Source organism: Streptomyces sp. NPDC023573 (genome assembly GCF_055559735.1).
This window is the reverse complement of record NZ_JBVHKB010000005.1, coordinates 217,888-242,893: the sequence shown is the minus strand read 5'-3', so window position 1 is coordinate 242,893 and position 25,006 is coordinate 217,888. Positions and strand designations below refer to the sequence as shown.

The window sequence follows — 25,006 nt, the reverse complement described above, 5'->3', positions numbered from 1 at the left end:
GCTCCGCAGCGGTTCCGGCGCTCTCCGTCCCGACAACGCCGCAGGTGGTAACGGAGAGTAGAGAAGGTATGTCCCTGAGTGACGACTCTGGTGTATCGTCCACAAGGAGGCCGCACCGTGGAAGGGACGGTGCCGGGGGAAGCGGAACGCGAGGGGGCGACGGGCATGTTCGGCCAGCGGAGAGACGATCCGACGCGGCGTGGCGGGCAGGCGAGGCGGGCGGCGGCGAGGGCCCCGGGGGCCGACCGTGGAGCTTCCCGGTGAGCGCCCTCGCGGCCCTGCTCTCCAGGCGGCCGGCCTCGGGACGGGCCGTGGGGCTCCGATCCCAGCTCGCCCTCGGCGCCGTCTGCGCCGGATACGCGGTGGGGGCCGCCCTCGGCTGGGGATCGCCCGGAGTCGCCCTCTTCATGGGTGACTTCGGACTCTGCGTCGCCGCTCTGATCGCCGCGGTGTCCTGCTTCCTCTACGCCCGCTCCGGCGGCAGCCGGTTCCGGCCCGCCTGGCTCCTCTTCTCGCTCTCCTCGGCCATGGCCGCCGGGGGCAACGCGGTCTGGGGGTGGTACGAGGTGGTGCTGAGACGACCCGTGCCCGCCCCCTCCCTCGCGGACCTGTTCTTCCTCTGCTTCGCGCCGCCCGCCATCGTCGGGCTGCTCGTCCTGGCCAAGCGGCCCGTCACACGGGCCGGCTGGGTCTGCCTGGTGCTGGACGCCTGGCTGATCGGAGGGTCCCTGCTGACGCTCTCCTGGAGCCTCGCACTGGCCCACACCGCCCATGTCGCCAACGCCGCCGGCGAGAGTACGGCCAGGGCGGCGCTCTCGCTCGCCTATCCGCTGCTCGACATCGTGCTGGTCTCCATGGTCCTCGCGCTCCACTTCCGGCGGGTCAACATGAACCGCTCCGCGGTGAACACCGCCATCGCCGGCCTCGCCCTGACAGTGCTGTGCGACGCCCTGTTCACGGCCCCGCTGCTGCGCTCGGCCTACCAGTCGGGCCAGCTGCTGGACGCGGGCTGGTTCGCCGGCTCCCTGCTCCTGGCCTACGCCCCCTGGGGCGTCCGCCGTGGCCAGGACAACGCTGTCGAGGCCCCCTCCCTGGAGCCGCGGGCCGTGAGCCGTCCGATCGCGGGGTCCCTCGCCGCCCTCACGCCCTATCTGGCCGCTGCGGTCTGCACCCTCGGCATCCTGTACAACGTGGTGGAGGGCCGCAGGGTCGACCGGGTCGTGGTCCTCACCGGGTGCACGGTCGTGCTCGCGCTGGTCCTCCGGCAGGCCATCATGCTCCTCGACAACATCGCGCTCACCCAGGAACTCGCCCAGAAGGAGAACCACTTCCGCTCCCTGGTGCAGGGCTCCAGCGACGTCATCATGATCGCCGAACCCAGTGGCAGGCTCCGCTACGTCAGTCCCGCGGCGGCCGGCGTCTACCTCCGCGACGCCGAGGACCTCGTCGGCGCCGAGCTGTCGTCGATCATCCACCCCGACGACCTCGGGGGAGTGGTCCACGAGCTGCGGCGCTTCCTCGCCGTGCCGTCCCGGGAGGAGCCCACCACCCGGATCGAGTGCCGCTTCAGATCGGGCACGGGGGACTGGCTCCACGTCGAGTCCACCGTCAACCGCCACCAGGGCGGCCTGCTCCTGAACAGCCGCGACGTGACCGAGCGGGTCAGACTGCAGGCGCAGCTGCAGCACAACGCCGAACACGACCCGCTCACCGACCTCCCCAACCGCGCCCTCTTCACCACCCGCGTCGGACAGGCGCTCGGCGGGCGCCGGGCCGGGGACCCGGGCACCGCCGTGCTCTTCATCGACCTCGACGGCTTCAAGGCGGTCAACGACTCCATCGGCCACCAGGCGGGCGACGAGCTCCTCGTCCAGGCCGCACGCCGTCTCCAGGAGTCCGTACGCACCTCGGACACCGCGGCCCGCCTCGGGGGCGACGAGTTCGCCGCGCTCATCGTCGGTGACGGCACCCGCGATCAGGCCGCCAGGGAGTACCAGGTCCACGAGATCGCCGACCGGCTGCGCCTCAGGCTCTCCCAGCCGTACCGGATCGGCACCGGCGAGGTGCGGGTGGCCGCCTCCATCGGGGTCGCCTTCGCCGAGCCCTCCATCACGCCCAAGGACCTCATGCGCAACGCCGACCTCGCCATGTACCGGGCGAAGGCGAGCGGCAAGGACCGGGTCGAGCTGTACGCCCCCCAGATGCAGGCGGACGTCGTCCGCCGCTCGGAGCTCGCCTCACGGCTCCGCACGGCCCTGCGCGACGGCGAGTTCGCGCTGCTCCACCAGCCCGTCGTCCACCTGGCCAGCGGCACGGTCGCGGCCGTGGCCGCCCAGGCCCGCTGGCGCTCGGCCCAGGGCATCCTGTTCACCCCCGCCGAATTCCTCCGGGTCTCCGAGGACAGCGACCGAGCCGCCGAGCTCGGCACCTGGCTGCTGGAGGAAGCCGTCGAGCAGGCCGCCGAGCGGTCCAGGGCCGGGCACCCGGTCTCCGTGTCGGTGCGCGTGTCGGCCGCCCGGCTCCTGGACCGCGCCCTGCCCCTGGGGACCGTGGAGGCGCTCCTGACCCGGCACGGGCTGCCCTCCGGCGCCCTGATGATCGAAGTGGCCGACAGCGATCCGCGGATCTCCATCGACGAGCTGGAGCGACGGCTGGTCGCGCTGCGCCGTCTGGGCGTCCGGATCGCGCTCGACGGCTTCGGCAGCGGCTATGCCGCGGTCAACGCTCTGCGCCGGCTCCCCGTCGACGTGCTGAAACTGGACCGGTGCCTGGTGGAGGGCGTCGTCGAGTCGGCGAGGCTGCACAAGATCACCAGCGGACTGCTGCGCATCGCCGGAGATCTCGGGATGCAGTCCGTGGCCGACGGGGTGGACGTCCCCGAACAGGTGCGCGCCCTGCGGGCCATGGGGTGCACGCACGGCCAGGGAATGGCCTTCGCCGGCCCGCTGGACGAGTACCGGCTGCGGCGCACGCTGACCCGGGGGAAGTACCCCGTCCCGGGCATCGGCCCGGCAGCTCAGCCGGTGCTGGCGGGTGGCGCGATCCCGCTCCAGGGGCGCTCACATGATGAGACTCCCGTCCCACCCACTTGACACCGTGTGCGTGCCGGAGAGAGGGTCAATGCCATGCGCACCCGAATTCTCGTACTTGGAAAGCGCGTCGGCTGAAGCAGGGTCACTCATGGAAACCTTGCAGACCGCACCGGCGCGCTCCCCTCGCTTGCCTCACGGCACGAGGGGTTTTTTGTTGCACCGGGACCTTTCGAAACTCCACAAAAACACCGCATAAACCCTCAGCTTCGAGAAGAGAATGCCGATGACCGAGCAGGCCACCGGGGCCCAGCACCCGCAGCCGCGGGCCCGTAACGGCGGACCGTCCTCCGCCACCGTTGAGCACCTCACGGGCGCGCAGTCCCTCATCCGTTCTCTCGAGGAAGTCGGCGCCGACACCGTATTCGGCCTCCCCGGCGGCTGTATCCTCCCGGCGTACGACCCGCTGATGGACTCCACCCGGGTCCGCCACATCCTGGTCCGGCACGAGCAGGGTGCCGGTCACGCGGCCACCGGTTACGCACAGGCCACCGGCAGGGTCGGTGTCTGCATCGTCACCTCGGGTCCCGGTGCGACCAACCTGGTCACCCCGATCGCCGACGCGGCCATGGACTCGGTGCCCATGGTCGCGATCACCGGCCAGGTGGCCTCCGCTGCCATCGGCACGGACGCCTTCCAGGAAGCCGACATCTGCGGCATCACCATGCCGATCACGAAGCACAACTTCCTGGTCACCCGCGCCGAGGACATCGCCCACACGATCGCCGAGGCCTTCCACATCGCCTCCACCGGCCGTCCGGGCCCGGTCCTCGTCGACATCGCCAAGGACGCGCTGCAGTCGAAGACCACCTTCAGCTGGCCGCCGACGATGGACCTGCCGGGCTACCGCCCGGTCACCAAGCCGCACGCCAAGCAGATCCGCGAGGCCGCCAAGCTCATCACCCAGGCCAAGCGCCCGGTGCTCTACGTCGGCGGCGGCGTCATGAAGGCCGGCGCCACCGCGGAGCTGAAGGTCCTGGCTGAGCTCACCGGAGCGCCCGTCACGACCACCCTGATGGCGCTCGGCTCCTTCCCCGACAGCCACCCGCTGCACGTGGGAATGCCCGGCATGCACGGTTCGGTCACCGCCGTCACCGCGCTGCAGAAGGCCGACCTGATCGTCGCGCTCGGGGCCAGGTTCGACGACCGGGTCACCGGCAAGCTGGACAGCTTCGCCCCGTACGCCAAGATCGTCCACGCGGACATCGACCCCGCCGAGATCGGCAAGAACCGCGCCGCCGACGTCCCGATCGTCGGTGACGCCCGCGAGGTCATCGCCGACCTCGTCCAGGCGGTCCAGGCGGAACACACCGAGGGCAACACCGGCGACTACGCCGCCTGGTGGAAGGACCTCAACCGCTGGCGCGAGACCTACCCGGTCGGCTACGACCTGCCGGAGGACGGCAGCCTCTCACCGCAGCAGGTCATCGAGCGCATCGGCGAACTCGCCCCCGAGGGCACGATCTTCGCGGCGGGCGTCGGCCAGCACCAGATGTGGGCCTCGCACTTCATCCAGTACGAGCAGCCCGCCACCTGGCTCAACTCCGGCGGCGCCGGGACCATGGGATACGCCGTCCCGGCCGCCATGGGCGCCAAGGCCGGCATGCCCGAGCGCGTGGTCTGGGCGATCGACGGCGACGGCTGCTTCCAGATGACCAATCAGGAACTCACCACCTGCGCGCTCAACAACATCCCGATCAAGGTCGCCATCATCAACAACGGCGCGCTCGGGATGGTCCGCCAGTGGCAGACCCTGTTCTACAACCAGCGCTACTCCAACACCGTGCTGCACTCGGGCCCGGACGCGGACGGCAACGCCGCCAAGGGCACCCGCGTCCCGGACTTCGTCAAGCTGTCCGAGGCCATGGGCTGCTACGCGATCCGCTGCGAGGACCCGGCCGACCTCGACAAGGTCATCGCCGAGGCCAACGCGATCAACGACCGCCCGGTCGTCATCGACTTCATCGTCCACGAGGACGCCATGGTGTGGCCGATGGTCGCCGCCGGCACCTCCAACGACGAGGTCATGGCCGCGCGCGGCGTCCGCCCCGACTTCGGCGACAACGAAGACGACTGAGAGACAGAGAGAGACCGACTCCATGTCCACCAAGCACACGCTCTCCGTCCTGGTCGAGAACAAGCCGGGTGTCCTCGCCCGGATCACGGCCCTGTTCTCCCGGCGCGGCTTCAACATCGACTCGCTCGCGGTCGGTACCACCGAACATCCCGACATCTCACGCATCACCATTGTCGTGAACGTCGAGGGCCTGCCCCTGGAGCAGGTGACCAAGCAGCTCAACAAGCTGGTCAACGTCCTGAAGATCGTCGAACTCGAGCCCTCCGCAGCGATCCAGCGGGAGCTCGTCCTGGTGAAGGTTCGCGCCGACAACGAGACCCGCTCCCAGATCGTCGAGATCGTCCAGCTGTTCCGCGCCAAGACCGTGGACGTCTCCCCGGAGGCGGTCACGATCGAGGCGACAGGGGGCGCCGACAAGCTGGAGGCCATGCTCAAGATGCTGGAGCAGTTCGGCATCAAGGAGCTCGTCCAGTCCGGCACCATCGCCATAGGGCGCGGCGCGCGCTCGATCACCGACCGTTCTCTGCGCGCACTCGACCGTACGGCGTGACCCCGCACGGGTCGCTCCGCCGCTCGTATGGCGAGACCCGGCAACGTATCCGACGCACCCCGCCGTACGGTGGGACGCAACACCTGCACACCAAGGAGAAGACCCAGTGGCCGAGCTGTTCTACGACGACGATGCCGACCTGTCCATCATCCAGGGCCGTAAGGTCGCGGTCCTCGGTTACGGCAGCCAGGGGCACGCCCACGCGCTGTCGCTGCGTGACTCGGGTGTCGACGTCCGTGTCGGTCTGCACGAGGGTTCGAAGTCCAAGGCCAAGGCCGAGGAGCAGGGCCTGCGCGTGGTGACCCCGTCCGAGGCCGCCGCCGAGGCCGACGTCATCATGATCCTCGTCCCGGACCCCATTCAGGCCCAGGTCTACGAGGAGTCCGTCAAGGACAACCTCAAGGACGGCGACGCGCTGTTCTTCGGCCACGGCCTGAACATCCGCTTCGACTTCATCAAGCCGCCGGCCAACGTCGACGTCTGCATGGTCGCCCCGAAGGGCCCGGGCCACCTGGTCCGCCGCCAGTACGAGGAAGGCCGCGGCGTCCCGTGCATCGTGGCCGTCGAGCAGAACCCCACGGGCAAGGGCCTGGAGCTCGCCCTCTCCTACGCGAAGGGCATCGGCGGCACCCGCGCCGGCGTCATCAAGACGACCTTCACCGAGGAGACCGAGACCGACCTGTTCGGTGAGCAGGCCGTCCTCTGCGGTGGCACCGCCGCCCTGGTCAAGGCCGGTTTCGAGACGCTGACCGAGGCCGGCTACCAGCCGGAGATCGCGTACTTCGAGTGCCTCCACGAGCTGAAGCTCATCGTCGACCTCATGTACGAGGGCGGCCTGGAGAAGATGCGCTGGTCCATCTCGGAGACCGCCGAGTGGGGCGACTACGTCACCGGCCCGCGCATCATCACGGACGCCACCAAGGCCGAGATGAAGAAGGTCCTCGCCGAGATCCAGGACGGCACCTTCGCCAAGGCGTGGATGGCCGAGTACCACAACGGTCTGCCCAAGTACAACGAGTACAAGAAGGCCGACAGCGAGTCCCTGCTGGAGACCACCGGCAAGGAGCTCCGCAAGCTCATGAGCTGGGTCGACAACGAGGACGCCTGAGTTCTCGCCGGAGGGCAGGTCCGAAAGGGCCTGCCCTCCGGCACAAGGCCGGCCTCACACCCCGTGTCACTGCGGGGAGAGGCGGTGGCAGGAGGCGGCACCGTACGTCTGTACAGACCGTCCACCCCGTGTGGGTGATCCTTCCACCGGGGCGCAGTCCGTGCCCGGTCGCATGACTACACTCTCCAACACATACACGCGTCAGGGCCCACAGTGTCGTGCGTCTTCCACGCGGCTAGCCCCTCCACCGCCTGCGGCCGTCGGGACGGCCGTCCGCACTGGACTTGTGAGGACACACGTGAGCTCGAAACCTGTCGTACTCATCGCTGAAGAGCTGTCGCCCGCCACGGTCGACGCCCTGGGTCCGGATTTCGAGATCCGGCACTGCAACGGCGCGGACCGCGCCGAACTCCTCCCCGCGATCGTCGACGTCGACGCGATCCTGGTGCGCTCCGCAACCAAGGTCGACGCCGAGGCCATCGCCGCGGCGAAGCAGCTGAAGGTCGTCGCCCGCGCGGGCGTCGGTCTGGACAACGTCGACGTCTCCTCGGCCACCAAGGCCGGCGTGATGGTCGTCAACGCGCCGACGTCCAACATCGTCACCGCCGCCGAGCTGGCCTGCGGTCTGCTCGTCGCCACCGCGCGCAACATCCCCCAGGCCAACACCGCCCTGAAGAACGGCGAGTGGAAGCGCTCCAAGTACACCGGTGTCGAGCTCAGCGAGAAGACCCTCGGCGTCGTCGGCCTCGGCCGCATCGGCGTCCTGGTCGCGCAGCGCATGTCGGCCTTCGGCATGAAGATCGTCGCGTACGACCCCTACGTGCAGCCCGCGCGCGCCGCGCAGATGGGCGTCAAGCTCCTCACGCTGGACGAGCTGCTCGAGGTCTCCGACTTCATCACGGTGCACCTGCCCAAGACTCCCGAGACCCTCGGCCTGATCGGCGACGACGCGCTGCACAAGGTGAAGCCCTCGGTGCGCATCGTCAACGCCGCGCGCGGTGGCATCGTCGACGAGGACGCGCTGGCCTCCGCTCTCAAGGAGGGACGGGTCGCCGGCGCCGGGCTGGACGTGTACACCAAGGAGCCCTGCACGGACTCCCCGCTCTTCCAGTTCGACCAGGTCGTCTGCACCCCGCACCTCGGCGCCTCCACCGACGAGGCGCAGGAGAAGGCGGGCATCGCGGTCGCCAAGTCCGTCCGCCTGGCGCTCGCCGGTGAGCTCGTACCCGACGCGGTCAACGTCCAGGGCGGCGTCATCGCCGAGGACGTGCGTCCCGGTCTGCCGCTCGCCGAGAAGCTCGGCCGGATCTTCACCGCGCTCGCGGGCGAGGTCGCGGCCCGTCTCGACGTCGAGGTCTACGGCGAGATCACCCAGCACGACGTGAAGGTGCTGGAGCTCTCCGCGCTCAAGGGTGTCTTCGAGGACGTCGTCGACGAGACCGTCAGCTACGTCAACGCCCCGCTCTTCGCACAGGAGCGCGGTGTCGAGGTCCGCCTCACCACCAGCTCCGAGTCGCCGGACCACCGCAACGTGGTGACCGTCCGCGGCACGCTGTCGAACGGCGAGGAGGTCGCGGTCTCGGGCACGCTGGCCGGCCCCAAGCACCTCCAGAAGATCGTCGCCATCGGCGAGCACGACGTCGACCTGGCCCTCGCCGACCACATGGTCGTCCTGCGGTACGAGGACCGTCCCGGCGTCGTCGGCGCGGTCGGCAAGATCCTCGGTGAGGCCGGGCTGAACATCGCCGGCATGCAGGTCTCCCGGCAGGACGCCGGCGGCGAGGCGCTGGTCGTCCTCACCGTCGACGACACCATCCCGCAGTCGGTCCTCAACGAGATCGCGGACGAGATCGGCGCGGCCTCGGCCCGCTCGGTGAACCTCACCGACTGACCGGTCCTCTCACCTACGACCGCGCCCGGCGGACAGAGCGAAGTCTGTCCGCCGGGCGCGGTCGTTCTCACGGCCGGGACTCACAGCCGGGCCTGTTTCAGCGCCATGTGCAGCAGGAGCCGGTCCTCGCCGTCGTTCAGATCGAGGCCGGTGAGCTGCTGGACCCGGGCGAGCCGGTAGTAGAGCGTCTGGCGGTGGATCCCCAGCTCCGTGGCCGTCCTGCTCGCCTGTCCCGCCAGGTCGAGGAACACCTCGGCGGTGCGCGCCAGCTCCGCGTGGGGCGGGGCCAGCAGGGGGCGGACGGCCCGGTCCGGTTCGTCGTCCGGGGTGCGGGGCAGCGCGGTCAGGAGCCGGTACGGGCCGATGGCCGACCAGTCGGTGACCGGGCCGAAGCGGGATTCCGCCGCGGCGGCGCGGGCGGCGGACAGGGCCTCGTGCCAGGAGTCCGCCAGCTCCGCCAGGCCCCTGCGGGCGGCGGCGAGGCCCGCGGTCGCGGCGGGCCCGGCGGTGGTGCGCAGCCGTTCGGCGGCCGTCGTCGCCGGGTCGAGTGCCTCGGGGGAGCGGAGCCGGACCAGGGCGGCCAGGGCCTGGCCGCCGGCCCAGGGCGCCGTGGCGAGGGCCGCCGCCGAGGGCACCGTACGTACGGACGGGGTCTCGCCGGGCCACGGGGTCACGCAGACCACCGTGTGGAGCCCGGCCGCGTCGGCTCCCAGGGCGTCGTGCAGCGCGGCCACCGCCATGTCGCGCTGCCAGCCGCGCCCGGCGACGAGCACGGCGCCGAACTCCCGCGACAGGTCCGCGCCCGCCCGCTCCTCGTCGGCGAGCAGGGCCCCGATCCGGGACGCCACATCCATCGCCGCTCCCAGCTGCCCGTCCGTCGGCCCCGGGTCGGCGTCCAGCAGCCAGACGTAGCCCAGGACGACACCCCTGTGGCGTACCGGAAGGCAGATGCGGTCCCGGAACACCCCGGCCTCCGGGGCGGCCGGGATGCGGACCGGGCCCGTCGCACGGGTGATGCCGAAGCCCTCGAACCAGGCGCGGACCGCGGGGGTGGAGCGCCGGGTGAGGATCGAGCGCGTACGCACGGGGTCCATTGCCGTGTCGTCGTCGCTGTCGTGGGCCCCGAAGGCGACCAGGCCGAAATCGCGGTTCTCCAGCGTCGCGGGGGCGCTGAGCAGCGCGGAGATCTCGTCGACCAGCTCCTGGTAATCGCCCTTCACCCCGCCATTCTCGCACCCTTCAGACAGATGTCTGAGATCCAGTACACGGATGCGTGACAGCTGTCGATGGCAGGCGGCTTCACGGGTCCCTAGATTTCACAGTGGTTCTCCGTGCCGTCCCGGTCTGTTCCCATGCCCACCGGTCCGGCCTCGTTCGTACTCCGTGGAGGTGCCCAGTGCTGGGTCCCGTGATTCTCGCCGCGTCACGCAGCGACAAGATGCGTCGTTTCATCTCGGCCGCGCCCGGCACCAAGCAGGTCGTCGACCGCTTCATCGCCGGTGAGGGTGTCGACCAGGTCGTCCCCGTCATCCAGGACGCGGCCGCCAAGGGCCTGGAGGTCACCCTGGACGTCGTGGGTGAGGACATCACCACCCCCGAGCAGGCCGCCGCCGCGCGCGACGCCTACCTGGAGCTCGTCGGCCGCCTCGAAGAGCTCGGCCTCGGCACCCGGGCCGAGATGTCCGTCAAGCTCTCGATGTTCGGGCAGGCGCTGGAGGGGGGCCACGAGCTGGCTCTCGCCAACGTCCGCCCCGTCGTCGAGGCCGCCGCAGCGATCGGCACCACGGTCACCCTGGACGCCGAGGACCACACCACCCTGGACTCGATGTTCGCCATCCACGAGGAGCTGCGGAAGGACTTCCCGCAGACCGGCTGCGTGATCCAGTCCTACCTGTTCCGCACCGAGGCCGACGCCCGGCGCCTCGCCGCCGCGGGCAGCCGGGTCCGCCTGGTGAAGGGCGCCTACAAGGAGCCCGCCTTTGTCGCGTACCAGAGCAAGCCGGAGATCGACAAGGCGTACGTCCGCATCCTGAAGACCCTGATGCTGGGCGAGGGCTACCCGATGATCGGCTCGCACGATCCCCGTCTCATCGCCATCGGCCAGGAGCTCGCACGCCAGGCCGGGCGCAAACTGGACGAGTACGAGTTCCAGATGCTGTACGGCATCCGCAGCGACGAGCACATCCGGCTCGCGGCCGAGGGCCACCGGATGCGCGTCTACACGGCGTACGGCACCGACTGGTACGGGTACTTCATGCGCCGCCTCGCGGAGAAGCCGGCCAACCTGCTCTTCTTCGCCCGCTCCGTCGTCACCAAGGGCTGACCCGCCCGGCCGACCACCCACCTCAACCAAGGAGACAAGGCACTCATGGACGCTGTCACCCAGGTCCCCGCGCCGGTCAACGAGCCGGTCCACTCCTACGCCCCGGGCACCCCGGAGCGCGCCCGCCTGGAGGCGAAGCTCAAGGAGCTCAGCCAGAACCCCATCGACCTGCCGATGACCATCGGCGGCGAGAAGCGCATGGGCGGCGGCGAGCGTGTCGACGTGGTGCAGCCGCACAACCACAAGGCCGTCATCGGCACCTTCGCCGGTGCCACCGAGCAGGACGCCCAGGACGCCGTCGACGCGGCTCTCGCCGCCGCTCCGGCCTGGCGCGCCATGTCCTTCGACGACCGCGCGGCCATCATCCTGCGCGCCGCCGAGCTGCTGTCCGGCCCCTGGCGCGAGACGCTGGCCGCCTCCACGATGCTCGGCCAGGGCAAGACCGCGCAGCAGGCCGAGATCGACTGCCCCTGCGAGCTCGTCGACTTCTGGCGCTTCAACGTGCACTACGCGCGCCAGATCCTCGCCGAGCAGCCGCCGGCGAACTCCCCCGGCGTGTGGAACCGCATGGACCACCGCCCGCTCGAGGGCTTCGTCTACGCGATCACGCCGTTCAACTTCTCGGCCATCGCCGCCAACCTGCCCACCGCGCCCGCCCTCATGGGCAACGTCGTGGTGTGGAAGCCGTCCCCGACGCAGACCCACGCCGCCGTGCTGCTGATGCAGCTCCTGGAGGAGGCCGGGCTGCCCAAGGGCGTCATCAACCTGGTCACCGGCGACGGCATCGCCGTCTCCGAGGTCGCGCTGAACCACCGCGACCTGGCCGGTGTCCACTTCACCGGCTCGACCCCCACCTTCCAGCACCTGTGGAAGACGGTCGGCAACAACATCGCCAACTACCGCACCTACCCGCGGCTCGTCGGCGAGACCGGCGGCAAGGACTTCGTCGTCGCTCACCCGAGCGCCGACCGCGCCGTCCTGAAGACCGCGCTGACCCGGGGCTCCTTCGAGTACCAGGGCCAGAAGTGCTCCGCGTCCTCCCGCGCCTACGTCCCGGCCTCCATCTGGAACTCCGGTTTCAAGGAGGAGTTCGCGGCCGAGGTCGACTCCATCACCATGGGTGACGTCACCGACCTGTCGCACTTCATGGGCGCCGTCATCGACGCGCGGTCCTTCGCCAAGAACAAGGCCGCCATCGACCGCGCCGCGGCCGACCCGACGTGCACGATCGTCGCCGGCGGCACGTACGACGACTCCGTCGGCTACTTCGTCCGTCCGACCGTCATCGTCTGCGACGACCCGGCCAACGAGGTCTTCACCACCGAGTACTTCGGTCCGATCCTCGCCGTGCACGTCTACGAGGACGAGAAGTACGACGCCATGCTGGAGCAGATGGAGTCGGTCTCCGACTACGCGCTGACCGGCGCGGTCATCTCCAACGACCGCGCGGCCGCCGCGTACACGATGGACAAGCTCCGCTACGCCGCGGGCAACTTCTACATCAACGACAAGTCGACCGGTGCCGTCGTCGGCCAGCAGCCCTTCGGCGGCGGCCGTGGCTCGGGCACCAACGACAAGGCGGGCGCCCCGCAGAACCTGCAGCGCTGGACGCTGACCCGCGCCATCAAGGAGACGCTGGTCCCGCCGACCGACTACACCTACCCCCACCAGGGCTGACGGCCGCCCTCCGGGGCGCCCCCGCACTCCGCCTCCCGACCGGCTCCCCCCGCCGGCCGGGAGGCGGTTTCCATGTCAGGGGCCGCCTCAGTCCTTCACGGTGAAACCCGTCCTCAGGAGGGCGTCGTCGGACGAGGACGGTCCGACGAGCAGCTCGAAGGCGCCGGGCTCGACGACGCGCCGGCCGGCGGCGTCCACGAGGGTGCACTCGGAGACGGGCAGCTCCAGCAGCACCTCGCGCTCCTCGCCCGGGGCCAGCGTCACCTGCCGGTAGGCCTTGAGCTCCTTCTCGGCCCAGGTCACGGACGTCACCAGGTCGCTGATGTACGCCTGCACGGTCTCCAGGGCCGGCCGCTCACCCGTGTTGCGCAGCACGACGCGGGCCCGCAGCGTGTCGCTCTCCCCGACGCTCGCGGTGAGCACCTCCAGACCGGAGTACGTGACGGTCGTGTAGCTCAGGCCCTCGCCGAACACGAAGGCCGGACGCTGAGTGAGGTCGGCGTACCGGGAGCCGTGCTGGCCGCGGATCTGGTTGTAGTACGTCGGCTGCTGCCCCGCGTGCCGGGCGAAGGAGACCGGCAGCCGGCCCGACGGCTCGACGAGGCCCAGCAGGACCTCCGCCACCGCACGGCCGCCCTGCATGCCCGGGTTGAAGGCGTGCAGGATCGCCGCGGCGCCGAGCGCGGACGGCGGCAGCACCAGGGGCTTCGAGCTGATGACCACGACGACCAACGACTTGCCGGTCGCGGCGAGGGCGTCGAGCAGCGCCACCTGGTCGCCGACGAGTTCCAGGGTCGCGGTCGAGCGCCCCTCGCCGACCAGCTCGATGCGGTCACCCACCACCGCGACGACGTGGTCGGCGGCCTCGGCAGCGGCGACGGCCTCGGCGATCAGGGCCTCGGAGGGCTCCGCGGGGACGACCACGTCCGGGCGGGGCTGCCCGTCCGGGAAGAACGCCCCCTCCGGGTCGGGACCCACGGAGAGGATCTCGGCCCCCCGGGCGTAGGTGACGTGCCAGCTGTCCGGGACGTGCTCGCGGAAGCCGTCGAGGACCGTACGGATCATGGCGCGGGGGTGACCGTCCGGCAGCCAGTCCGCCTGGCCGGAGGAGCCCGCCCAGTCGCCCAGCTGGGTCTGCGCGTCGTCCGCGTTGGGCCCGATCACGGCGACCGTACGCGGCGCGGAGCCGGCTCCGGCGACGGCGCGACCGTCCTGGCCGGCCGTGAGTCCGCCGGCCAGCGGCAGGGTGCCGTCGTTGGTGAGCAGGACCAGCGAGCGGCGGGCCGCCTCCAGATTCAGCACGGCGTGCCCGGCGCTTCCGATGACGGCGGCCTGCCGGGCGGCGTCGGGGTGGCGGGGGTTCTCGAAGAGGCCGAGCTCGAACTTCAGGGTCAGGACACGCCGCACCGCCGCGTCGATCTCCGCCTCGTCCAGGCTTCCTTCGGCGACCGCGCTCTGCGCGCCCTCGAAGAACTGGGGGGTGGTCATCACCATGTCGTTGCCCGCCCGGACCGCCGCCGCGGCGGCCTGGGTGTGGTCGGCGTAGATCTTCTGCTCCCACACCATGCGGCCGACGTTGTCCCAGTCGGTGACCAGCGTGCCGGTGTAGCCCCACTCGCCGCGCAGCACCTCGCCCAGCAGCCAGTCGTTGACGGTGATCGGCACCCCGTCCATGGACTGGTAGCCGAGCATGAACGTACGGCAGCCCTCGCGGGCCACCCGCTCGAACGGCGGGAGGAACCAGGAGCGCAGCTTGCGCCGGGAGATGTCGGCCTCGCTGGCGTCACGGCCCCCCTGCGTCTCGGAGTACCCCGCGAAGTGCTTGGCACAGGCCAGCACCGCCGTCGGGTCGCTCAGCCCCTCGCCCTGATAGCCGCGGACCATGGCCGAGGCCAGCTCGCCGATCAGGAAGGGGTCCTCGCCGAAGGTCTCGCTGACCCGGCCCCAGCGCAGGTCCCTCGTGATGCAGAGCACCGGCGAGAACGTCCAGTGGACGCCCGTCGCCGCGACCTCGACGGCGGTCGCCCTCGCGACGCGCTCCACGAGCTCCGGGTCCCAGGTGGCCGCCAGCCCCAGTTGCGTGGGATAGATCGTGGCCCCCTCCCAGAAGGAGTGGCCGTGGATGCAGTCCTCCGCGATGAGCAGAGGGATGCGCAGCCGGGTCCGCCCGGTCAGCGCCGCGGCTTCGAGGACACGCTCGGGGGAGGCGTGGAGGATCGAGCCGGCGTGCAGGTCCTCGATGAGGTGACGTACCCCGTCCTTGGCGTTCAGCTGGAGCATCTGACCGGTCTTCTCGGCCAGGGTCATGCGGCCGAGGAGGTCGTCGACCCGCTCGGTCACGGGGAGAGCGGGGTCGAGATAGGGCAGGGAGGGGGCCACCGGGGGGTCCTTTCGCGACATGGTTCGCCTTCACCATAGAGTCGATACCGACCACCTGGTAAGTATCTCCGGGACCCTATCTCCGGGGCCGGACCTCCGGGCGGTTGAATGGATGTCCGATCGGTTGCATGGGTGTCCGATGGACCGAAGTGCCGGCCTGACCGACGGCCGGCGGACCGGGAGAGTGGCGAGTGCCGGCCGAAGCACCGCGCGGCTACGCGAAGGGCCGCGCCAAGCGGCGCGAGATCCTCGATCAGGCCATGGCCCTGTTCGGCGAGGCCGGTTACCGGGGTGCGTCGCTGCGGGTGATCGCGACCCGCAGCGGCATCTCGCACACCGGCCTGCTGCATCACTTCCCGACCAAGGAGGCGCTGCTGCTCGCCGTGCTGGAACACCGCGACGAGGTGGATGACGCATGGCTCTCGCTCGGCGGCACCACCGGCGTGGAAAGACTGCGGCGCTTCGCCGAGCTGGCCGAGCGGAACGCCGGGCGGCGCGGGATCGTCGAACTCTTCTCGGTGGTCTCCACCGAGGCGACGGCTGCCGACCACCCCGCCCACCGCTACTTCGTCCGCCGCTACGAGAACTCGGTCGCGGGCGCACAGCTCACCTACGGACAGGTGCGTCTGGAAGGCGCGTTGCGGCCCGGCATCGCCCCGGACGCGGCGGGCCGGCAGCTGATCGCGCTGATGGACGGGCTCCAGGTGCAGTGGCTGCTCAGCGACTGCACCGCGGACATGGCGGGCGTCCTGCGCGCGCACATCGAGGCGCAGCTCACCGTGACGCTCTGAGGCCCGGCGGCGCGGTCCGTCCGGCGTCGCCGTCTCAGATAGTAGGAAGTCCGAGTATCTGTAGAGACAGATGGCCCGCGCTGTCCTAACTTTGTAGAAGCCGAACGAATCGCTGATCCAGCGACGGCGTGTGTGAGTGTGCCCCGAGCAGGTAATCCCTGCGGCAGCTCCCCGCCCTGCCGGCGCCTCGAAATCCCGATCTCGATATCCGTTGCGCGAAGTCCTGATCTCGAAATCCACGCGATCTCAAGGAGTCGATCCCTCATGGCCGAGACCACTGTCCGCCGCGTCCGTCACAGCACCCGCTCCGCCGAGTCGGAGCGTAAGAACGCCGCCGCCGCCCTGCAGCGCGCCCTCGACCGCCGGGACAACGGCGGGTCGACCGGCCACTGAGGTCCTGGTCCCGCCCCGTGACGTCCGTCCCCCGCGCGGGACACGCGCTGTCCGCATCATGGACACCGAATGTCATGGGGTGGGACGGAAGCTAGGGTGCCCTTATGTCTCGCAGCATCGATCTCGCAGTGATCCCCGGCGACGGTATCGGCCAGGAGGTCGTCACCCAGGGCCTCAAGGTTCTCAACGCTGTTCTCCCGCAGGATGTGAAGCTGGAGACCAAGGAGTACGACCTCGGCGCCCAGCGATGGCACCGCACCGGTGAGACCCTTCCCGACGCGGAGCTCGAGGCCCTCAAGGGCCACGACGCCATCCTGCTCGGTGCCATCGGCGACCCGTCCGTGCCGTCGGGCGTGCTGGAGCGCGGACTGCTGCTGAAGCTCCGCTTCGCCTTCGACCACTTCATCAACCTGCGGCCGTCGAAGCTCTTCCCGAACACCGCCACCCCGCTGGCCGGCCGCCCCGAGATCGACTTCGTCGTCGTCCGCGAGGGAACCGAGGGCCCGTACACGGGCAACGGCGGTTCCCTGCGCACGGGCACGGAGCACGAGATCGCCACCGAGGTCAGCGTCAACACCGCCCACGGCGTCGAGCGCGTCGTGCGCGACGCCTTCGCGCGTGCCGCGGCCCGCCCGCGCAAGAAGCTGACGCTGGTCCACAAGAACAACGTCCTCGTGCACGCCGGTCACCTGTGGAAGAACACCTTCGACAAGGTCGCGGCCGAGTTCCCCGAGGTCACCACCGACTACCTGCACGTCGACGCCGCGACGATCTTCTTCGTCACCCAGCCGGAGCGCTTCGACGTCATCGTCACCGACAACCTCTTCGGCGACATCCTCACCGACCTTGCCGCAGCCGTGACCGGCGGCATCGGCCTGGCCGCGTCCGGCAACATCAACCCGACGGGCGCCTTCCCGTCCATGTTCGAGCCGGTGCACGGCACCGCGCCCGACATCGCGGGTCAGGGCAAGGCCGACCCGACGGCCACGATCCTCTCCGTCGCCCTCCTGCTGCGCCACCTCGGCTACGAGGCCGAGGCCGTGCGCATCGAGGAGGCCGTCTCCGCCGACCTCGCGGAGCGTGACGGGAAGAGCGCACGTACCACCGACGAGATCGGCGACGCGCTCGCGGTACGCGTAGCGAGCTGACCCGACGTCTCCACTTCGAAGCCGCCGGGTCGCAACCGCACCCGGCGGCTTCTTCTCGCGGTCTCCGGGTGCCACCATCGACCCCTGGACCGCGTTTTCGCGTCGCGTGAGCGTCGCCGTGAGCTTCACCGCAATCGCATCATTTCGTGCACAGCCGCCCCCGGGAGATAATCGAACGCGGGACCGCGGCACGCGGTAGAGCTCGGACGTCCTACAACCTGCCCGGCCGCCGCCGGGCGGGATCGGGCGTGAGCGCGGTCCATCACACACAAGACCGGTGAAGGACACGCACTCATGACGACGCCCACGATCGAGCTCAAGCCCTCCTCGCACCCGCTGTCCGACGCGGAGCGCGAGGCGGCCATGGCCAACCCCGGGTTCGGCCGGCACTTCACCGACCACATGGTGACGATCAGCTGGACCGAGGGCCGCGGCTGGCACGACGCGCAGCTCGTGCCGTACGGCCCGCTGTCGCTCGACCCGGCCAACATGACCCTGCACTACGGGCAGGAGATCTTCGAGGGCCTCAAGGCCTACCGGCAGCCCGACGGCTCGGTCGCCACCTTCCGGCCCGAGGCCAACGCCGCCCGCTTCCAGCGGTCCGCCGCCCGCATGGCGATGCCGGAGCTGCCCGTCGAGACCTTCATCGCGGCCTGTGACGTCCTGGTCCAGCAGGACCAGGCATGGGTCCCGCCGCACGGCGGCGAGGAGTCCCTCTACCTGCGCCCGTTCATGATCGCCGCCGAGGTGGGCCTCGGGGTCCGCCCGGCCAACGAGTACCTCTTCGTGGTCATCGCCTCTCCCGCCGGCGCCTACTTCCCCGGCGGCGTGCAGCCGGTCTCGATCTGGCTCTCCCAGGACCGGGTGCGCGCCGTTCCCGGCGGCGTCGGCGACGCGAAGACCGGCGGCAACTACGCCGCCTCCCTCCTCGCCCAGGCCGAGGCGGCGGAGCAGGGCTGCGACCAGGTCGCCTACCTCGACGCGGTCGAGCACAAGTGGGTCGAGGAGCTCGGCGGCATGAACCTCTACTTCGTCTACGGGCAGGAGGACGGCGGCAAGCGGATCGTCACCCCCTCCCTCACCGGTTCGCTGCTCGCCGGGATCACCCGCGACTCCCTCCTCACCGTCGCCCGTGACCTCGGTTACGCCTCCGAGGAAGCCCGCGTCTCCATCGACCAGTGGCGCGCGGACACCGAGAACGGCACCCTCACCGAGGTCTTCGCCTGCGGCACCGCCGCCGTCATCACGCCCGTCGGCACCGTGAAGTCCGCGGGCGGCGAGTGGACCCAGGGCGACGGCACCCCCGGCGAGGTCACCATGAAGCTGCGGGACCGCCTGCTGGACATCCAGCGCGGCACCGCCGAGGACACCCACGGCTGGATGCACAAGCTCGGCTAGTCACCCGCCGTACCCACGAAGGCCGCGTCCCGACGGCAGTTCCCGGGGCGCGGCCTTCGTCGTCCCCGGAGTTTTGAGTGTCGCTCAAAACCTGGTTAGAGTGCTGCTCCAACCAGGAGGTGTCGTGACGTGCGACTGACCCCGACCGAACGCGACCGGCTGCTGCTCTTCGGCGCGGCCGAGCTGGCCAGGGCCCGGCGCGCCCGTGGCCTGCGGCTCAACGTCCCCGAAGCGACCGCCCTGATCGCGGACACCGTCTGCGAGGCGGCCAGGGACGGACGGAGGCTGGCCGAGGCGATCGAGGCCGCCCGCGCCGTGCTGGGCCCGGACGACGTGCTGCCGGGCGTGGCCGACGTCGTCACCGAGGTGCAGGTGGAGGCCGTGTTCGACGACGGTTCCCGGCTCGCCGTCGTCAGCGCACCCCTCGCCGGCGGAACGCTCGGCGACGACGCCCCCGGCGCGCTTCTCCCCGGCCCCGCGACCCCCGAGCCGGAGCCCGCCGTGCGGATCGCCGTCCGCAACACCGCGACCGTCCCGGTCAGCGTGACGTCCCACTTCCACTTCTTCGAGTCGAACCCCCGGCTCCACTTCGACCGCGCGGCGGCGTACGGGATGCGGCTGGGCGTGCCGGCCGGCTCCTCCGTCCGCTTCGGCCCGGGCGAGACCGCCGAGGCCGCGCTCGTCCCCATCGGCGGCGACCGGATCGCGATCGGCTTCGCCGGGCTCGTCGACGGACCGCTGGACGCGCCGGGCGCCAAGGCGGAGGCGCTGCGCAGAGCGGCGGCCTGCGGCTACCTCGGAGCGGGGGAGGGGCGGTGACGGACCCGTACGCATACGCCTCCACGCACGGGCCGCGCGCCGGGGACCGGGTCAGGCTCGGCGACTCCGGGCTGACCGTGCGCGTGGAGTCCGACGCCCAGAAGCAGGGCGACGAGTTCCTCGCCGGCTTCGGCAAGACGGCCCGCGACGGCCTTCACCTCAAGGCCGCCGCCGTCCGCGAGACCTGTGACGTCGTCATCAGCAACGTCCTGGTCATCGACGCCGTGCTCGGCATCCGGAAGGTCTCGGTCGGCATCCGTGAGGGCCGCATCGCCGCGATCGGACGGGCCGGCAACCCGGACACCCTGGACGGGGTCGACGTGGTCGTCGGCACGGGCACCACCATCGTCTCCGGCGAGGGCCTGATCGCGACGGCGGGCGCCGTGGACCCCCATGTCCATCTGCTCTCCCCGCGCATCATGGAGGCGTCCCTGGCCTCCGGCGTCACCACGGTCATCGGCCAGGAGTTCGGCCCGGTCTGGGGCGTGGGCGTCAACTCCCCGTGGGCCCTGCGCCACGCCTTCAACGCCTTCGACGCCTGGCCCGTCAACATCGGCTTCCTGGGCCGGGGGTCGTCCTCCCACCGGGCGCCGCTGGTCGAGGCGCTCGCCGAGGGAGGCGCCTGCGGCTTCAAGGTCCACGAGGACATGGGCGCCCACACCCGCGCCCTGGACACCGCGCTGCGGGTCGCGGAGGAGTACGACGTCCAGGTCGCCCTGCACAGCGACGGGCTGAACGAATGCCTGTCCGTCGAGGACACCCTGAGCGTGCTGGAAGGCCGCACGATCCACGCCTTCCACATCGAAGGCTGCGGCGGCGGGCACGTGCCCAACGTGCTGAAGATGGCCGGGGTGCCCAACGTCATCGGGTCCTCCACCAACCCCACGCTCCCCTTCGGCCGGGACGCGGTCGCCGAGCACTACGGGATGATCGTCTCCGTCCACGACCTCAAGACCGACCTCCCCGGCGACGCGGCGATGGCCCGCGACCGGATCAGGGCGGGCACGATGGGCGCCGAGGACGTGCTCCACGACCTGGGCGCCATCGGGATCACGTCCTCCGACGCGCAGGGTATGGGCCGGGCCGGCGAGACCGTACGCCGCACCTTCGCCATGGCCGCGAAGATGAAGGCGGAGCTCGGCCCGATGGAGGGCGACGGTCCCGGCGACGACAACGCGCGGGTGCTGCGCTACATCGCCAAGCTCACCGTCAACCCGGCCATCGCCCACGGTCTGTCGCACGAGGTCGGCTCCATCGAGCCGGGGAAGCTCGCCGACATCGTCCTCTGGCGCCCCGAGTTCTTCGGCGCGAAGCCCCAGCTGGTCCTGAAGTCCGGCTTCCCCGCCTACGGAGTCACGGGCGACCCCAACGCGGCCACGGACACCTGTGAACCCCTCGTCCTCGGGCCGCAGTTCGGTGCGTACGGGGCCACGGCCGCCGACCTCTCCGTCGCCTTCGTCGCCGAGGCCGCCACCCAGCTCGGCGCCGACCTCATGCCCACCCGCCGACGCAGGGTCGCGGTCCGGGGCACACGCGGGATCGGCCCCGCGGACCTGCGCCTCAACTCCCGTACCGGCCACGTCGGAGTCGACGGCGAGACCGGCCTGGTCACCCTCGACGGCGACCCGCTGCGCTCACCGCCCGCCGACTCCGTCTCCCTCAACCGTCTCTACTTCCTCTAGGAACCCCGCCATGACCTTCCGCATGCCGCCCGAGTGGGCCCCCCACGAGCGCACCTGGATGGCCTGGCCGGGCCCCAACCCCACCTTCGCCACCGGTGCGGAGCTCGACGAGGCCCGCCGGGCCTGGGCCGGCGTCGCCCGCGCCGTACGCCGCTTCGAACCCGTCACCGTGATCGTCGGGCCGGGCCAGGAGGACAGCGCCCGGGAGCTCCTCGGCCCGGACATCGAGACGGCCGTACGCCCCCTCGACGACGCCTGGATGCGCGACATCGGCCCCACGTTCGTCACCGACGGCCGGCAACTCGCCGCCGTCGACTGGACGTTCAACGGCTGGGGCGCCCAGGGCTGGGCCCGCTGGGAGCACGACCGGCACATCGCGCGGACGGTCGCCGAGCTGGCCGGCGTCCCCGTGCACAGCTCGTCCCTGGTCAACGAGGGCGGAGCGATCCACGTGGACGGCGAGGGAACGGTGCTGCTCACCGAAACCGTCCAGCTCGGCAAGGAACGCAATCCGGGCTGGACCCGGCAGGCCGTCGAGGACGAGATCCACGCCCGCCTCGGCACCGAGAAGGCGATCTGGCTGCCCCGGGGCCTGGCCGGGGACTACGGGACGTACGGCACCCTCGGCCATGTCGACATCGTCGCCGCCTTCGCCCGCCCCGGTGTCGTCGTCGCCCACGTCCAGCCGGACCCCTCCCACCCGGACCACGCGATCACCCGGGAGACCGTCCGGATCCTGCGGGCGGCAACCGACGCCCGGGGCCGCCGGCTGGAGGTCGTGGAGGTCCTCGCGCCCACGGCGCTCACCGACGACGAGGGCGCGTGGGCCGACTACTCCTACATCAACCACTACCTCTGCAACGGCGGAGTGGTCCTCTGCGCGTTCGACGACCCGAGGGACGAGGAAGCGGCGGCCGTCTTCCGCGACCTCTTCCCCGGCCGTACGGTGACACCCGTCGACGCCCGTACGATCTTTGCCGGTGGTGGAGGCATCCACTGCATCACGCAGCAACAGCCCAGGATCTGAAACCGTGCCCACTACCCCGCGCCGTCGCAGTCGCAACATCGCCCCGCCCCGGGAGGACGTGCTCGCCGCCGTCATGGCCACCGTCGCCGAGCGCGGACTCGACGGGCTCACCATGGCGGGGCTCGGCCGCGAGGTGCGGATGAGCAGCGGCCACCTCCTCTACTACTTCCGCACCAAGGACGAGCTGCTTCTCCAGACGCTGGAGTGGAGCGAGGCACGGCTCGGCGCCGAGCGCCGGGCCCTGCTCACCGGTCCCGGCACCGCACGCGAGCGGCTCGACGCCTACATCGCGCTGTACGTCCCCGACGGCCACCGCGACCCGCACTGGACGCTCTGGCTGGAGGTCTGGAACCGCTCGCAGGACGCCGACGACGACGCGCGCGCCCGGCAGGCCGCCATCGAGGACGCCTGGCACCGCGACCTCACGGAGCTGCTGGCCGACGGCATCGCGCGCGGCGAGTTCCGCGCCGTCGACACCGACCGGGCCGCCACCCGCCTGCGGGCCCTGCTGGACGGCTTCAGCGTCCATGTCACCGTCGGCATCCCCGGCACCGGGCGGGAGCAGGTCCTGGACCAGATGCGCAGATACGCGGACGAGACGCTCACGCCTCCCGGACCGGGCGCGCCTGCGACGGACGTCACGCCCGCATCCTGAGACGAGCCGGGACGGGGGAGCGCCGCTGTGCCAGACTGCGGGCGTGTCCTCGTTCGCCATGATTATCGGCAGCAGGCGCGCCGGTCCGCAGTGACCGTCCCGTACCACCACGTACGGAACGGACATCGTGCCCCAGACCCGCGCGCAGACCTCTCGCACCCGCGAGGGGTTTTTTCGTTTTCCGGCCCACACCACGGCCGGGGCGAGGCACGCGAGATGATGGGGGCAAGTGGAGCCGATTCGTCCGGATCCGCTCACCCGACAGGAGTCAGATCAGCATGACCACCAAGGCCACGGCCCCCGACGACGCCTTCCATGTCTTCGACACCACGCTGCGCGACGGTGCGCAGCGTGAAGGCATCAACCTGACGGTCGCGGACAAGCTGACCATTGCCCGGCATCTGGACGACTTCGGCGTGGGCTTCATCGAGGGCGGCTGGCCCGGCGCCAACCCCCGCGACACCGAGTTCTTCGCCCGCGCGCAGCAGGAGATCGACTTCGAGCACGCCCAGCTCGTCGCCTTCGGCGCCACCCGCAGGGCCGGCGGCAAGGCCGCCGAGGACCCGCAGGTACAGGCGCTCCTGGACTCCGGCGCCCCCGTGGTCACGCTGGTCGCCAAGTCCCATGACCGCCATGTGGAACTGGCCCTGCGCACCACCCTGGACGAGAACCTGGAGATGGTCCGCGACACCGTCAGCCACCTCCGGGAGCAGGGCCGCCGGGTCTTCGTCGACTGCGAGCACTTCTTCGACGGCTACCGCGCCAACCCGGAGTACGCCAAGGCGGTCGTGCGCACCGCCCACGAGGCCGGCGCCGACGTGGTCATCCTCTGCGACACCAACGGCGGGATGCTCCCCGCCCAGGTGCAGGCCGTCGTCTCCACCGTCCTCGCCGACACCGGTGCCCGGCTCGGCATCCACGCCCAGGACGACACGGGCTGCGCGGTCGCCAACACACTGGCCGCCGTCGACGCGGGCGCCACCCATGTGCAGTGCACCGCCAACGGATACGGCGAGCGGGTCGGCAACGCCAACCTCTTCCCCGTCGTCGCCGCGCTGGAACTCAAGTACGGCAAGACCGTCCTGCACGAGGGCGCGCTCGCCGAGATGACCCGCATCTCCCACGCCATCGCCGAGGTCGTCAACCTCACGCCCTCCACCCACCAGCCGTACGTCGGTGTCTCCGCCTTCGCGCACAAGGCCGGGCTGCACGCCTCCGCGATCAAGGTCGACCCCGACCTCTACCAGCACATCGACCCGGAGCACGTCGGCAACACCATGCGGATGCTGGTCTCCGACATGGCGGGCCGTGCCTCCATCGAGCTCAAGGGCAAGGAGCTCGGCATCGACCTGGGAGGCGACCGCGCCCTCGTCCAACGGGTCGTCGAGCGGGTCAAGGAGCGCGAGCTCAAGGGTTACACCTACGAGGCGGCCGACGCCTCCTTCGAGCTGCTGCTGCGTTCGGAGGTCGACGGCAGGCCCCGCCGCTACTTCCGTGTCGAGTCCTGGCGGGCCATCGTCGAGGACCGCCCCGACGGCACCCACGCCAACGAGGCGACCGTGAAGCTCTGGGCCAAGGGCGAGCGCATCGTCGCCACCGCCGAGGGCAACGGCCCGGTCAACGCCCTGGACCGGGCACTCCGCGTCGGCCTGGAACGCATCTACCCGCAGCTCGCCAAGTTGGAGCTGATCGACTACAAGGTCCGCATCCTGGAAGGCCGCACGGGCACCGAGTCCACCACCCGGGTGCTGATCACCACGGGCGACGGAACCGGTGACTGGGCGACGGTCGGCGTGGCCGAGAACGTCATCGCCGCGTCCTGGCAGGCCCTGGAGGACGCGTACACGTACGGCCTGCTGCGCGCGGGCGTCGAGCCGACCGACTGACGGGCGAGCCGTCGGGCCGGCTCGTCCTGATCGTGTGGTGCCCGCGACGCACCACTCGGCGGGACGTACCCGGACACCCCGTGGGGCGGGGGTGTCCGGGGCACGGATCAGCC

The 25,006-nt window shown here is 71.0% G+C and carries 18 protein-coding genes; 16 read left to right on the top strand and 2 right to left on the bottom strand.

The window, feature by feature from the left end; all coding sequences use genetic code 11:
• Positions 1-260 precede the first annotated feature (260 nt).
• From ACZ32T_RS18140 to serA, 5 genes are all read left to right on the top strand, one after another.
• Positions 261-3,092, top strand: coding sequence for a putative bifunctional diguanylate cyclase/phosphodiesterase (locus ACZ32T_RS18140; protein WP_467265810.1), 2,832 nt, complete (start codon positions 261-263; stop codon positions 3,090-3,092).
• Between the two features lie 217 nt (positions 3,093-3,309).
• Positions 3,310-5,166 (top strand): acetolactate synthase large subunit, encoded by a 1,857-nt coding sequence (locus ACZ32T_RS18135; RefSeq protein ID WP_467265808.1) that lies wholly within the window; start codon positions 3,310-3,312, stop codon positions 5,164-5,166.
• A 22-nt stretch (positions 5,167-5,188) separates the two neighbouring features.
• Entirely contained in the window at positions 5,189-5,716 is a 528-nt protein-coding gene (gene ilvN, locus ACZ32T_RS18130) for an acetolactate synthase small subunit (RefSeq protein ID WP_104789338.1), read from the top strand.
• A 106-nt stretch (positions 5,717-5,822) separates the two neighbouring features.
• Positions 5,823-6,824, top strand: a complete 1,002-nt coding sequence (gene ilvC / locus ACZ32T_RS18125; protein ID WP_389193933.1) for a ketol-acid reductoisomerase — start codon at positions 5,823-5,825, stop codon at positions 6,822-6,824.
• A 298-nt stretch (positions 6,825-7,122) separates the two neighbouring features.
• Positions 7,123-8,715 (top strand): phosphoglycerate dehydrogenase, encoded by a 1,593-nt coding sequence (gene serA / locus ACZ32T_RS18120; RefSeq protein ID WP_467367742.1) that lies wholly within the window; start codon positions 7,123-7,125, stop codon positions 8,713-8,715.
• 80 nt (positions 8,716-8,795) lie between these two features.
• On the opposite strand, the gene ACZ32T_RS18115 is transcribed toward serA, so the two are convergent.
• Positions 8,796-9,935: a PucR family transcriptional regulator gene (locus ACZ32T_RS18115; protein WP_467265804.1), complete on the bottom strand. Its 1,140-nt coding sequence runs from the start codon at positions 9,933-9,935 to the stop codon at positions 8,796-8,798.
• Positions 9,936-10,111: 176 nt separating this feature from the next.
• Between ACZ32T_RS18115 and ACZ32T_RS18110 the strand changes: the two genes are divergently transcribed.
• Positions 10,112-11,038, top strand: a complete 927-nt coding sequence (locus ACZ32T_RS18110; RefSeq protein WP_467367740.1) for a proline dehydrogenase family protein — start codon at positions 10,112-10,114, stop codon at positions 11,036-11,038.
• A 45-nt stretch (positions 11,039-11,083) separates the two neighbouring features.
• A complete protein-coding gene (gene pruA, locus ACZ32T_RS18105) occupies positions 11,084-12,715 on the top strand; it encodes an L-glutamate gamma-semialdehyde dehydrogenase (protein ID WP_467265800.1) in 1,632 nt (543 codons plus the stop codon).
• 87 nt (positions 12,716-12,802) lie between these two features.
• On the opposite strand, the gene ACZ32T_RS18100 is transcribed toward pruA, so the two are convergent.
• The gene (locus ACZ32T_RS18100; protein WP_467368037.1) at positions 12,803-15,094 is read right to left on the bottom strand and encodes an exo-beta-d-1,3/1,6-glucosidase; all 2,292 of its coding nucleotides are present in this window, start codon (positions 15,092-15,094) and stop codon (positions 12,803-12,805) included.
• Positions 15,095-15,285: 191 nt separating this feature from the next.
• Between ACZ32T_RS18100 and ACZ32T_RS18095 the strand changes: the two genes are divergently transcribed.
• The 9 genes from ACZ32T_RS18095 (at position 15,286) to cimA (ending at position 24,893) form a co-directional block, all read left to right on the top strand.
• Entirely contained in the window at positions 15,286-15,885 is a 600-nt protein-coding gene (locus ACZ32T_RS18095; RefSeq protein WP_467265798.1) for a TetR/AcrR family transcriptional regulator, read from the top strand.
• A 264-nt stretch (positions 15,886-16,149) separates the two neighbouring features.
• Positions 16,150-16,278, top strand: a complete 129-nt coding sequence (locus tag ACZ32T_RS18090; RefSeq protein WP_356711349.1) for a hypothetical protein — start codon at positions 16,150-16,152, stop codon at positions 16,276-16,278.
• Positions 16,279-16,382: 104 nt separating this feature from the next.
• Positions 16,383-17,426, top strand: a complete 1,044-nt coding sequence (locus ACZ32T_RS18085) for a 3-isopropylmalate dehydrogenase (RefSeq protein ID WP_467367738.1) — start codon at positions 16,383-16,385, stop codon at positions 17,424-17,426.
• 294 nt (positions 17,427-17,720) lie between these two features.
• Positions 17,721-18,824: a branched-chain amino acid aminotransferase gene (locus ACZ32T_RS18080; protein WP_467265795.1), complete on the top strand. Its 1,104-nt coding sequence runs from the start codon at positions 17,721-17,723 to the stop codon at positions 18,822-18,824.
• 129 nt (positions 18,825-18,953) lie between these two features.
• Positions 18,954-19,643, top strand: coding sequence for an urease subunit gamma (gene ureA / locus ACZ32T_RS18075; RefSeq protein ID WP_467265793.1), 690 nt, complete (start codon positions 18,954-18,956; stop codon positions 19,641-19,643).
• Positions 19,640-21,325: an urease subunit alpha gene (locus tag ACZ32T_RS18070; RefSeq protein ID WP_467265791.1), complete on the top strand. Its 1,686-nt coding sequence runs from the start codon at positions 19,640-19,642 to the stop codon at positions 21,323-21,325. Before ureA ends, ACZ32T_RS18070 begins: the two co-directional genes overlap by 4 nt.
• A gap of 10 nt (positions 21,326-21,335) precedes the next feature.
• Positions 21,336-22,352: an agmatine deiminase family protein gene (locus ACZ32T_RS18065; RefSeq protein ID WP_467265789.1), complete on the top strand. Its 1,017-nt coding sequence runs from the start codon at positions 21,336-21,338 to the stop codon at positions 22,350-22,352.
• Between the two features lie 4 nt (positions 22,353-22,356).
• Entirely contained in the window at positions 22,357-23,007 is a 651-nt protein-coding gene (locus tag ACZ32T_RS18060) for a TetR/AcrR family transcriptional regulator (protein WP_467265787.1), read from the top strand.
• A gap of 278 nt (positions 23,008-23,285) precedes the next feature.
• A complete protein-coding gene (gene cimA / locus ACZ32T_RS18055) occupies positions 23,286-24,893 on the top strand; it encodes a citramalate synthase (protein WP_467265785.1) in 1,608 nt (535 codons plus the stop codon).
• The last annotated feature ends 113 nt before the right edge of the window (positions 24,894-25,006 follow it).